The 12,550-nt window shown below is 62.5% G+C and carries 8 protein-coding genes; 6 read left to right on the forward strand and 2 right to left on the reverse strand.

What is annotated here, in order from left to right:
* Positions 1 to 160: 160 nt before the first annotated feature.
* Together AAGQ88_RS06715 and AAGQ88_RS06720 are read right to left on the reverse strand one after the other, a co-directional pair.
* Positions 161 to 1,144, reverse strand: a complete 984-nt coding sequence (locus AAGQ88_RS06715) for a 2-hydroxyacid dehydrogenase (protein WP_342654796.1) — start codon at positions 1,142 to 1,144, stop codon at positions 161 to 163.
* 175 nt (positions 1,145 to 1,319) lie between these two features.
* Positions 1,320 to 4,073 (reverse strand): response regulator, encoded by a 2,754-nt coding sequence (locus AAGQ88_RS06720; protein WP_342654797.1) that lies wholly within the window; start codon positions 4,071 to 4,073, stop codon positions 1,320 to 1,322.
* Between the two features lie 217 nt (positions 4,074 to 4,290).
* Between AAGQ88_RS06720 and AAGQ88_RS06725 the strand changes: the two genes are divergently transcribed.
* The 6 genes from AAGQ88_RS06725 (at position 4,291) to mazG (ending at position 12,529) form a co-directional block, all read left to right on the forward strand.
* Complete coding sequence (locus tag AAGQ88_RS06725) at positions 4,291 to 5,034, forward strand: response regulator transcription factor (RefSeq protein ID WP_285425220.1); 744 nt, start codon at positions 4,291 to 4,293, stop codon at positions 5,032 to 5,034.
* Positions 5,027 to 6,406 (forward strand): sensor histidine kinase, encoded by a 1,380-nt coding sequence (locus AAGQ88_RS06730; protein WP_342654798.1) that lies wholly within the window; start codon positions 5,027 to 5,029, stop codon positions 6,404 to 6,406. Before AAGQ88_RS06725 ends, AAGQ88_RS06730 begins: the two co-directional genes overlap by 8 nt.
* A gap of 510 nt (positions 6,407 to 6,916) precedes the next feature.
* Positions 6,917 to 7,819 carry a cysteine synthase CysM gene (cysM, locus tag AAGQ88_RS06735; protein ID WP_285425131.1) on the forward strand — a complete coding sequence of 301 codons (903 nt, stop codon included), beginning with the start codon at positions 6,917 to 6,919 and terminating at the stop codon, positions 7,817 to 7,819.
* On the forward strand, positions 7,819 to 9,174 hold the full coding sequence (gene rlmD / locus AAGQ88_RS06740) for a 23S rRNA (uracil(1939)-C(5))-methyltransferase RlmD (RefSeq protein WP_342654799.1): 1,356 nt from the start codon (positions 7,819 to 7,821) through the stop codon (positions 9,172 to 9,174). The genes cysM and rlmD overlap by 1 nt, the downstream gene beginning before the upstream one ends.
* Before the next feature lie 159 nt (positions 9,175 to 9,333).
* Entirely contained in the window at positions 9,334 to 11,577 is a 2,244-nt protein-coding gene (gene relA, locus AAGQ88_RS06745; RefSeq protein ID WP_093460803.1) for a GTP diphosphokinase, read from the forward strand.
* Between the two features lie 118 nt (positions 11,578 to 11,695).
* Positions 11,696 to 12,529 (forward strand): nucleoside triphosphate pyrophosphohydrolase, encoded by an 834-nt coding sequence (gene mazG / locus AAGQ88_RS06750; protein ID WP_285425128.1) that lies wholly within the window; start codon positions 11,696 to 11,698, stop codon positions 12,527 to 12,529.
* The last annotated feature ends 21 nt before the right edge of the window (positions 12,530 to 12,550 follow it).

Here is a 12,550-nt window from a genome sequence, read left to right on the forward strand (position 1 = left end):
CCGGTAGGCGGACGGACGAACCGGCGCCACGCGCAGGATGGGCGTCGATCGAGGGGCGACGTCATGGCAGGGAGCTTACTGACCGAGGCGTCGGCGCAGCCTCTTAACATCGGTTATCCGGAGGTCCTGCGCGTAAACACTCACGCCATAGGCAGCGTGATTACACCTGATTCTGCGGCGTACCGGCCGCCCAGCAGCGGATGTTATCCAGCGTGGTCTGCGCAATCGCACCCAGCGCCTCTCGGGTCAGGAAAGCCTGGTGGGCGGTGACGACTACATTGGGGAAGGTCAGCAATCGTGCGAGGACATCGTCCTGCAGCGGAAGGTCGGAGCGGTCCTCGAAGAACAGCTGCGCTTCCTCCTCATACACATCCAGCCCCAGATAGCCCAGTTGCCCGCTTTTCAGCGCCTCGATCAGTGCCGGCGTGTCGACCAGCGCGCCGCGACCGGTGTTGATCAGCATCGCCCCGCGTTGCATGCCGCTCAACGATTGCCGGTTGATGAGGTGGCGAGTGTGTTCGTTGAGCGGGCAATGCAGGCTGACGATTTGCGACTCGGCCAGCAGCTGTTCCAGCGGCAGATAACGCGCGCCGAGCGCTTCAACCTGCTCGGCAGGGCAGGGATCGTACGCCAGCAATCGGCAGCCGAAACCCGCCATGATGCGGGCGAAGGTCGCGCCGATCTGGCCGGTGCCCACCACGCCGACGGTCTTGCCCACCAGGTCGAATCCGGTCAGACCGTGCAGGGTAAAATCGCCGTCACGGGTGCGGTTGTAAGCCCGGTGCAGATGCCGGTTCAGGGACATGATCAGCGCGACCGCATGTTCGGCCACGGCGTGAGGCGAGTAGGCCGGAACGCGCACGACCTCCAGACCCAGACGCTTCGCTGCGGGCAGGTCGACATGATTGAAGCCTGCCGAACGCAAGGCGATCAGCCGGGTTCCGCCGGCAGCCAGGCGCTCGAGAACCGGCGCGCCGAGGTCGTCATTAATGAAGGCGCACACGACCTCGTATTGATCGGCCAGCGCTACCGTGTCGAGCGTCAGCCGCGCAGGCTGGAAATGCAGCTCGATATCAGAAGGCACGTCGGCGGCGAGGAAACTTTCGCGGTCGTAGGTCTGGCTGCTGTAGAGGAGGGTACGCATGGTTGCTCCTTGGTTTTTAAGAAACGCCGCAGCTACAGGTTTTGTGCCGCACTCGAAGGGCAGCAGCAACGCCAAACCCTTGTGTGAGCGAGCTTGCTCGCGAAAACTCATGTTCTACCGAAGCAAGCTCATGCCTACATAATACCCATCACCCTCAAACGGATATTGACTCGTATCAAGCACTCACCCGGGCTTCGATCTCCAGTCGCGTGATGGCTTTTTCCAGGTCGTCCAAGGCCTTGTCGCTGTCCGGCGAGTCCTGCTTGAGCAGCGTTTCGGTGCGCTGACACGCAGCCCGCAGTTGCGGCACGCCGCAGTAGCGGGTTGCGCCGTGCAGGCGATGCACGCGTTCGATCAGCCCCACGTGATCGTCGGCCTCGCGCGCGCTGCGAATCGCCTCGCGGTCAGTGTCCAGCGAAGCCAGCAGCATCGCCAGCATGTCGGCCGCGAGGTCGGCTTTACCGGCGGCCAGACGCAAACCCTCTTCGTGATCGAGCACCTGCAGGTTGACGCCGCCCTGAGCCACCTCATGGTGCCGCTCCGGCGCCTGATTGCGCAGCGCCAGCCCGGTCCACTTGAGCACCACCTGCGCCAGTTGCCGTTCGCTGATCGGCTTGGTCAGGTAGTCATCCATGCCGCTTTGCAGCAGCGCGCGCTTTTCGTTGGCCATGGCGTGGGCCGTCAGCGCGACGATCGGCAGCGACGTGACGTGGCGCTCAGTCTCCCAGCTGCGAATCGCTTCGGTGGCCTGGCGCCCGTCCATGCCGGGCATTTGCACGTCCATCAGCACCAGATCGAAGGGTTCATCCTGCACCGCCTGGATCGCTGCGTAGCCGCTGTCCACGGCCAGCACCTTGGCGCCCATGTCTTCGAGCAGCGTCTGCACCAGCAACAGGTTCGCCGGGTTATCGTCGACGCAGAGGATTCGCGGCGGCCGGCTGGACATCGGCTCCGGCACCTCGTTGCGCAGCTGTTTGGGGTTGATCAGCTCCGACAGCGCGCGGCGCAATTTGCGCGTACACGCCGGTTTAGCCTGCAGTTGAGTGTAGGCGTCGGGCACTGACAACTGATACAGCGCCTGCTCGGTGGTCGGGCACAGCACCAACACCTTGCAGTCCAGGTTCTCCAGATCCCAGATCTGCTGACGCAGCCGTTCGGGCGGCAGTTCGTGAGCAGTCACGCCCAGTACCGCCATCTCGATGGCGTGGGGCGTCTGATGCACCACCGTCACGCCATTGATCAGGTTCTCCAGATTGTTGAACACCATCGGTTGCAGGCCGCAATCCTCCAGCTGATGCTCCAGCGCCTGGCGGGCCAGATCGTGATGCTCCAGCACCGCGGCACGGCGCCCCATCAAGGGCGGTGCGGGCAAGTCATCCAGGTCGTCGCGGGTTTTTGGCAGCGTCAGGCTGATCCAGAATTCCGACCCTTCGCCGGGCGTGCTTTCGACGCCGATTTCCCCGCCCATCTGCTCGATCAGGCGCTTGGAAATCACCAGCCCCAGCCCGGTGCCGCCGGAGTGACGGGACAGCGAGTTGTCGGCCTGACTGAATGCCTGGAACAGCGCGCGCACGTCCTGGCTCGACAGGCCGATGCCGGTGTCCTGCACGCTGATGCGCAGCTGAACGCTGTCGTCCTGTTCATCCTCCAGCATCGCGCGGGCGACGATGGTGCCTTCGCGGGTGAACTTGATGGCGTTACTGACCAGGTTGGTAAGGATCTGCTTGAGTCGCAGCGGGTCGCCGACCAGCGACAGCGGCGTGTCGCGGTACACCAGGCTCACCAGCTCCAGCTGTTTGGCGTGAGCGGCAGGAGCGAGGATGGTCAGGGTGTCTTGCAGCAAGTCGCGCAGATTGAATGGAATGGCATCGAGCACCAGCTTGCCGGCCTCGATCTTCGAGAAGTCAAGAATCTCGTTGATGATGCTGAGCAGGCTGTCGGCAGACTTTTCGATGGTACTCAGGTAATCGTGCTGACGCGGCGTCAGCTCGCTTTTCTGCAACAGGTGAGTGAAGCCGAGAATGCCGTTGAGCGGGGTGCGGATTTCATGGCTCATGTTGGCCAGAAACTCGGATTTGATCCGGCTGGCTTCCAGTGCTTCCTTGCGCGCCAAGTCCAGCTCGATGTTCTGGATCTCGATGGTTTCCAGATTCTGGCGGACGTCTTCGGTGGCCTGCTCGATGCTGTGCTGCAACTCTTCCTGAGCATTCTGCAGTGTCGCGGCCATGCGGTTGATGCCTGAACCGAGCTCGTCCAGTTCATGGCTGCCCATCGGCGGCAACCGCGCCTCCAGATTGCCGTCTTTGAGCTGGGCGACGACATGTTTGATCTGCGCGATGGGCGCGTTGATCGTGCGGCTCATGCGCAACGCCAGCACGGCGGTCATGCCCAGTCCGACGGCGATCAGTAACAGGCTGGCGAACAGGCTGCGGTAGCCGCGCAGCAAGGTGCCGCTGTGGGACAGTTCCAGTTCGACCCAGCCCAGCAGGCGGTCGTCTTCGCCAGGCACGACATTGCCGGTCAGATGACGATTGCGCCCGAACACCGGCATCAGATAACGCGTGGCGTCGTTTTCCGAGCGCTGCAGCATGTGCGAACTGTTACCCACCGGCGCCTGATTGATCATCGTCGGCCCGGCGTGGGCCAGCAGATTGTGATCGGCATCCAGAAACGACACCGCCCGCACATCGGCTTGTTCGAGGACCTGCCCGGCGATGCGCTCCAGCAACGGCTTGTCACCGTTGCCCAGCGCGGACGCCGAGAGCGGTGCGAGCTCGTTGGCGATCATTTCGCCGCGCTTGAACAGCTGCGTCTGCAATTCCGACAGCTGCATCCAGGTGAAATAACCGCCCAGCAGCGCTGCCATCAGGCAGGTCGGCAAGAGGGTCAGCAGCAACACGCGGCCTTTGATGCCCAGTTTGTTCAGCACACTTTCTCTCCAGCAGTCCCGGCACGGATTCAGGCAACCGCTGTGCCATGTCAGCCCAAACGGCTCGATAACTGCGCAGTGTAGTCACTTGTGCATGAGGAATCCCGGCTAAAAAACCACGGGATGGGACGCCGGCCGCAACTCCCGATCAATCGCCATTGCCCAGCCGGACGCAATCTTGAATAATCGCCGGCTTGAGAATCACTCGCAGACGCCAATGAATCCCGCCAGCATTCAACGCCCCAGCATACTCGCCATTGAGGACGATCCTGTGCTCGGTGCTTTCGTGCACGATCAACTGCACCGCTGCGGCTTTCAGGTCACCTGGTGCCAGGATGGCGCGGAGGGGCTGGACCGTGCGCAGCGTCAGCCCTTCGACGTCGTGCTCATGGATATTCTGCTGCCGGGCATGAACGGTCTGGACATCCTGACCCACCTGCGCCGCCGCCATACAACGCCGGTCATCCTCATGTCGGCGCTGGGCGCGGAGGCGGATCGCATCAGCGGTTTTCGCAACGGCGCCGACGATTATTTGCCCAAGCCCTTCAGCGTCGACGAGCTGCGGGTACGCATCGAAGCGATCCTGCGCCGGGTGAATCTTGAGCGCCGCTTTCAGACCCCGACGCCCTCGCCACAGGTCTTGGCCGACGAGCCCGACGCCGATGCGCTGTCGTTCGACGAAGGCTTGAGCGACGTGCGTTTCGAGGGCAAGCCGGCGCAACTCACGCGCAGCGAATACCGCTTGCTGGAAACCTTGTGGCGCAACCCCGAAGACGTGCTCAGCAAGCCATTCCTTTATCAGCATGTGTTGCAGCGCGGCTATTCACAGCATGACCGCAGCCTGGACATGCACATAAGCCAGATCCGCCGCAAGCTCAAGGCCGTCGGTTATCAGGCGCGCGAGGTGCGTACCGTCTGGGGCAAGGGCTACGTGCTGACAGCGGCCGCACCCGATGCGTGAGTCCGGTAATCGCCTCCCCGGTCGCCATTCGCTGTTCTGGAAACTGGTGTTTCTGCTGGTCGCGTTTTGCCTGCTGATGATCTGGCTGAGCTGGTATTGGGGCCGTTACATCGAGAATCAGAACGCCTACCTCAGTCACGAAGCGCGCAATGTACTCAACCGCTACGCCGCCGAAGCGGGGCAGGCCTGGCGTACGGGGCAGCGACAGGGCATCGATGCATGGCTGGATGAGATCAGGCATCACGAACAGGGCTGGGTCGGCGTCATCGGCACCGATCTGCAATCGTTGAGCAGCACGCCGCTGAGCGGCAGTGAGATGCAGCGCCTGACGTTCATGCGCGGTGTCGACTGGCCGATGAGCGCCCGACAGAAGACCGCCCCGTGGTTGAAGATCGCCTTCCCGGATGCCCCTCAGGCGGGCAGTCTGGTCATCGAGTTGCCTGCGCGCTTCAAGCCCGGTCGGCACGCGCTGATCTGGCAGATGCTCACCAACGTCCTGATCCCGGCGCTGTTCACGTTGCTGCTGTGCGTCGGGCTGTATCGGCTGCTGATTCGCCCGCTCAACCAGCTGCGCGAGCAGGCCAATGCCTGGCGTGCGGACCGATTGTCCAACCGGCTGTCACCGCAGATGACCTCTCGCCGGGACGAACTGGGCGAGCTGAATCGTGCATTCGATCACATGGCCGCGCGATTGCAGTCCACGGTGCAGATTCAGCAGCAGTTGCTGCGCGACCTTTCTCACGAATTGCGCACGCCCCTGAGCCGCCTGAAAGTCGCCTGCGACAGCGACCAGACGCTGCCGGAACTGCGCGAGCGATTGAACCGCGAAGTGGACGGCATGCGCCGTCTGGTCGATGACACCTTGCACCTGGCGTGGCTGGACGCCGAGCGCGAGAAACTGCCCAGCGAAGACATTCAAGTGCTGGCGCTGTGGGACATGCTGGTGGACAACGCCTGCTTCGAGAGCTGCTGGCCGTCGCGACAGTTGCGCTGCGATCTGGACAGCGATTGCTGGGTCAGCGGCGACCTCAACACGCTGGCTCAGGCGCTGGAAAATATCCTGCGCAACGCGATCCGGCATTCTCCGCCGCAGGGTGTCGTGCAGCTGAGCGGCAGGCGGCAAGGCGAGGACTGGCTGCTGTGGCTGGAGGATCAGGGCGGCGGCGTGGACGACAACGACCTGGAACGGATCTTCGCGCCCTTCATCCGCCTGGACGGTGCCCGACCGGGCCACGGCGGTTTCGGCCTGGGCCTGAGCATCGCACGCAACTCCCTGCGCCTGCAGGGCGGCGACATGTGGGCAGAAAACACCGCTCAAGGGCTGCGAATGACCATGCGCCTGCCCGCCCGAGAAGTCGAAGCACTCGTCTGACTCGCCGCAATGCTGTAAGAGCGCGCTGGGTCGCAAAGGCTGACTGTCTGGCAAAGGATCTCCAGCGGACATACCGGCCTCTTCCCGGCTAAAGCCGGTCCTACAGACGCAGCAGACTTTTCGTAGGACTCGCTAAAGCCGGTCCTAGAGACGCAGCAGACTTTTCGTAGGACCGGCTTTAGCCGGGAAAGCGTCGGGAGTTACGCCGTTGACAGCAGAAATAGTTAAGACAGTCGACTCACCCCCGCAGAGATGACCCGTACGGTGGAATTCGCCAGTCACAAATCCCGTAGGAGCGCGCTTGCTCGCGAAGGCTGACTTTCAGCCGCCGGATCCCCGACGGACACACCGGATCACGCGCCCACAGAGTGAACACGATGGCATCGCCGTCCCGCCCTGGATCGGCCGCTTATTCCATTTCGCCCTATCGAACTCACTTTGCGTGATATGGGCTTGGGGCGATTGCCGGTATGATAGGCGACCCCCGCATGTCTGGATCGCGAACACGCCATGACCCTGCAGTATCCAACCATCGCCGATTGCATCGGCAACACCCCGCTGGTGCGTCTGCAACGCATGGCCGGGAACACCAGTAATACGTTGCTGCTCAAGCTTGAAGGCAACAACCCGGCTGGCTCCGTGAAAGACCGACCGGCCCTGTCGATGATCACCCGTGCCGAGTTGCGCGGGCAGATTCATTCCGGCGACACGCTGATCGAAGCGACTTCGGGCAACACCGGCATTGCCCTGGCCATGGCGGCCGCCATCAAGGGCTACCGCATGATCCTGATCATGCCCGATAACTCCAGCGCCGAACGCAAGGCGGCCATGACCGCTTACGGCGCCGAGCTGATCCTGGTCAGCAAGGAAGAGGGCATGGAAGGCGCCCGCGATCTGGCCGAGCGCATGCAGGCCGAAGGTCGCGGCAAGGTGCTCGACCAGTTCGCCAATGGCGATAACCCTGAAGCGCACTATGTCGGCACCGGCCCGGAAATCTGGCAGCAGACGGGCGGCACCATCACCCATTTCGTCAGCTCCATGGGTACCACCGGCACCATCATGGGCACCTCGCGTTACCTGAAGGAACAGAACCCCGACATCCAGATCGTCGGCCTGCAGCCGATGGATGGATCGGCGATTCCGGGCATTCGTCGCTGGCCGCAGGAATACCTGCCGAAGATCTATCAGGCCGATCGCGTCGACCGCATCATGGACATGGCCCAGAGCGAGGCCGAAGACGTCATGCGTCGTCTGGCGCGCGAAGAAGGCATCTTCTGTGGCGTATCGTCCGGCGGCGCCGTGGCCGGCATGCTGCGTCTGTCTCAGGAAGTCGAAAACGCGGTCATGGTCGCGATCATCTGTGACCGTGGCGACCGTTACCTGTCGACCGGTGTCTACGATGCGCCCAACTGATGGCCAAGCGTGACTCAGGCCTGCGTTTCCAGCCCAGCGGCGGCACACGGACAACGCAGGTCCCGACCGGTAAGAAACAACGTCTGAAAATCGAGCGGCTGGCCAATGACGGCCGCGGCATCGGTTTCGTTGAAGGCCGGACCTGGTTTGTCGCCGGCAGTCTGGCGGGTGAGGAAGTCGAGGCGCGCGTGTTGGGCGCCCACGGCAAGGTCGTCGAAGCGCGCACCGAACGCGTGTTTCAGGCAAGCCCGTTGCGGCGGCCCGCGCCGTGCAAGCATTTCGGCCGCTGTGGTGGTTGCAGCGTGCAGCAAATGCCCCACGACGAACAACTCGCCCTGAAACAGCGCATGCTCGCCGAGCAGTTGAGTCGCGTGGCAAGTGTGGAGCCTGAAGAGTGGGCCGCCCCTCTGACCGGTGATGAATTTGCCTACCGTCGCCGCGCGCGCATCGCCGTTCGCTGGGACGTGCGCAGCAAACAGCTGGACGTCGGCTTCCGTGCGGCCTCGAGCCAGGACATCATCGCCATCGAAGAATGTCCGGTGCTGGTACAGGCCTTGCAACCGATCATGACGGCGTTACCGGCCATGCTGCGGAGTCTGGGCAAGCCGCAGGCGCTGGGGCATGTCGAGTTATTCAGTGGGTCGGCCAATGCGCTGCTGTTGCGTCACACCGCGCCGTTGGCGGAAAACGACCTTGCGACGCTCAAGGCATTTTGTGATGCCCACGGTGCGCAACTGTGGTTGCATGGCGAAGGTGAGCCGCAGCCTGTGGACCCATCGGCAGCGCTGGGCTATCGCCTGGAGCCGTGGAACCTTGCGCTGGCTTATCGTCCGGGCGACTTTGTGCAGGTCAACGCACAGGTCAATACGGCGATGATCAGCCAGGCGCTGGACTGGCTCGAGCCTCGTGCCGATGAACGAGTGCTGGACTTGTTCTGCGGGCTTGGTAATTTCGCTTTACCGCTGGCCCTCAAGTCGCGCGAAGTCGTGGCAGTGGAGGGCGTGGAGACGATGGTTCAACGCGCCACGAGCAACGCGGCGAGCAATGGTTTGCATAATGTGAAGTTTTATCAGGCGGATCTGTCGCAGCCGCTGGACAAGGCGGCCTGGGTGGCGGAAGGTTTCCGCGCGGTACTGCTCGATCCTCCCCGTGACGGGGCGTTCGAAGTGGTGCGAAACCTCAAGGCCCTGGGTGCTGAACGGTTACTTTATGTGTCGTGCAACCCGGCAACTTTGGCGCGCGACACGGTCGAATTGATCAGGCAGGGCTACCGATTAAAACGTGCCGGAATTCTCGATATGTTTCCGCAGACTGCGCATGTCGAGGCGATGGCGTTATTTGAAGCGAGTAAGTGAGGCCTCAGGCTCAAGGAATCGAGTCAGCGCCTCACACGGAGTCTCGTTTAATCCGACTGGCCCGCGCACGCGCCCTTGCATGGCCCGCAAGGCGTATGCGCTTCAAGAAGGCTGGCGACTGATGGCGCATTTCATCGCGCCGTAGGGAAGGTAAGCAACATGGTACAGGTGAGAGCACACCAGCCGATAAACACAGACGGCAGTATCAATCTCGACGCATGGCTTGATCATGTGGTCAGCGTCGACCTCGCAGTGGACCGACAGGCATTGAAAGAGGCCTGTGAATTTGCCCGGCAGGCCGAGCAGCAGGACAACGCCGCCAAGAATCTCTGGGCGGAAGGCACGTCGAGTTTTCAGACGGGCCTGGAAATCGCCGAAATCCTGGCCGACCTCAAACTCGATCAGGATTCTCTCATCGCCGCCGTGATCTATCGCGGCGTGCGCGAAGGCAAGATTCCCTTGCCCGATGTCAGCCAGCGTTTTGGCCCGACGGTGGCCAAACTGATCGATGGCGTGCTGCGCATGGCCGCGATCAGCGCCAGCCTCAGCCCACGCCAGTCGCTGGTGCTCGGCACTCAGGCGCAGGTCGAAAACCTGCGCAAGATGCTGGTCGCGATGGTCGATGACGTTCGCGTCGCCCTGATCAAGCTGGCCGAGCGCACCTGCGCCATCCGGGCGGTGAAAAACACCGACGACGAGAAGCGCAACCGGGTTGCCCGGGAAGTCTTCGACATCTATGCGCCGCTGGCCCATCGTCTGGGGATCGGCCACATCAAGTGGGAGCTGGAGGACCTGTCCTTCCGCTACCTGGAGCCGGAGCAGTACAAGCAGATCGCCAAATTGCTGCACGAGCGCCGCCTCGATCGTGAGCGTTTCATCACCGATGTGATGTCGCAGCTGGAGAACGAGCTGCTGGCGACCGGGGTCAAGGCCGACATCAGCGGGCGTGCGAAGCACATCTATTCGATCTGGCGCAAAATGCAGCGAAAAGGTCTGGAATTCAGCCAGATCTACGACGTTCGTGCCGTTCGCGTGCTGGTGCCCGAGATGCGCGACTGCTACACGGCCCTCGGCATCGTCCATACCCTGTGGCGGCACATTCCCAAGGAATTCGACGACTACATCGCCAACCCCAAGGAGAACGGCTATCGCTCGCTGCACACGGCGGTGATCGGCCCTGAAGGCAAGGTGCTGGAAGTGCAGATCCGCACCCACGCCATGCATGAGGAGGCCGAGCTGGGCGTCTGTGCTCACTGGCGTTACAAGGGCACTGACGTCAAATCCAGCTCCAATCATTACGAAGAGAAAATCTCCTGGCTGCGTCAGGTCCTCGAATGGCATGAAGAGCTGGGCGATATCGGCGGTCTGGCCGAGCAACTGCGCGTCGACATCGAGCCGGATCGCGTCTATGTGTTCACGCCTGATGGCCACGCCATCGACCTGCCCAAAGGCGCGACGCCGCTGGACTTCGCCTATCGCGTGCACACCGAAATCGGCCACAACTGCCGCGGCGCCAAAATCAACGGTCGCATCGTGCCGCTCAACTACAGCCTGCAGACCGGCGAGCAGGTCGAGATCATCACCAGCAAGCACGGCACGCCGAGCCGCGACTGGCTGAACTCGAACCTGGGTTACATCACCACGTCGCGGGCGCGGGCGAAGATTGTTCACTGGTTCAAACTGCAAGCGCGCGATCAGAACGTCGCGGCCGGTAAAGTCTTGCTCGAACGCGAGCTGGCGCGCCTGGCGCTGCCGCAGGTGGACTTCGACAAGCTGGCTGAAAAGGCCAACATGAAGATCGCCGAAGACATGTTCGCGGCGCTCGGCGCCGGCGATCTGCGGCTCGCGCAGTTGGTCAACCTTGCTCAGCAACTGGTCGAACCCGAGCGTGGCAACGAGCAGCTGGAGCTGATTCCGCGCAAGGCATCCGGGTACAAGCCGGGCAAACGCGGCGACATCCAGATTCAGGGCGTGGGCAATCTGATGACGCAAATGGCCGGCTGCTGCCAGCCGCTGCCGGGCGATGCGATCGTCGGTTACATCACGCAGGGGCGCGGCGTCAGCATCCACCGTCAGGATTGCGCCTCGGTGCTGCAACTGGGCGGGCGCGAGCCCGAGCGGATCATCCAGGTCAGTTGGGGCCCGGTGCCGGTGCTCACGTATCCGGTGGACATCATCATCCGCGCCTACGACCGTTCCGGTCTGTTGCGGGACGTCTCTCAGGTGCTGCTCAACGAGCGCATCAACGTGCTGGCGGTCAACACCCGCTCGAACAAGGAAGACAACACCGCCCTGATGTCCCTGACCATCGAGATCCCGGGCCTGGATGCGCTGGGCCGGTTGTTGGGGCGCATCTCGCAATTGCCGAACATCATCGAGACGCGGCGTAACAGAACGCCGTGACCCTGCAGGAATGCGCTTGCCCGCGAACACGTCGTGCCTGTGACGACTAGGTCGACGACACACCGCAATCGCGGGCAAGCCCGCTCCTACAGGCTTCGATGCTGCTGAAGGGATAACTATGTACAAACTCCAGGACTTGCTCACGCTCATGGCCCGGCTGCGCGACCCGCAATACGGGTGCCCGTGGGACGTCAAGCAGAACTACGCGACCATCGTGCCGCACACCCTCGAAGAGGCTTACGAAGTGGCCGACGCCATCGAGCGCGGGGATTTCGATGATCTGCGAGGTGAGTTGGGCGATCTGCTGTTTCAGGTGGTGTATTACTGCCAGCTGGCGCGCGAAGAAGGCCGGTTCGAGTTCGATGCCGTGGTCGACGGGATCACGCGCAAGTTGATCAGGCGCCATCCCCACGTGTTTCCGACCGGTGATCTTTATGCGCCTCTGGAAACGCCGCGCCTCAGTGAAGAGCAGGTCAAGCATCGCTGGGAGGAGATCAAGGCCCAGGAGCGGGCCGAGAAAGCGCATGTGCCGGAGCAGCTGTCTTTGCTCGATGATGTCCCCAACGTACTGCCTGCATTGTCGCGCGCCGGCAAGTTGCAAAAGCGCGCCGCGCAAGTGGGTTTCGACTGGCCCGACGCGTTGCCGGTGGTCGATAAAGTGCGCGAGGAACTCGACGAGGTGCTCGAAGCGATGGCCGACAACGACCCGGCCGCGATCAGCGACGAGATCGGCGATCTGCTGTTTGTGGTGGTCAATCTGGCCCGCCATCTGAAGGTCGACCCCGAAAATGCCCTGCGCGCTGCCAACAGCAAGTTCGAGCGACGTTTCCGATTTATCGAACAGGCCTTGCGCGATGCCCGTCGGCCCATTGAAGATTGCAGTCTTGAAGAGATGGACGCGCTCTGGGGCGAAGCCAAGCGTCAGGAAAAGAACACGCCCAACTGCGGTTGAGCTGACTGTTTAGAAAGAGAA

The organism is Pseudomonas sp. F3-2, assembly GCF_038804275.1.
Lineage (GTDB): Bacteria > Pseudomonadota > Gammaproteobacteria > Pseudomonadales > Pseudomonadaceae > Aquipseudomonas.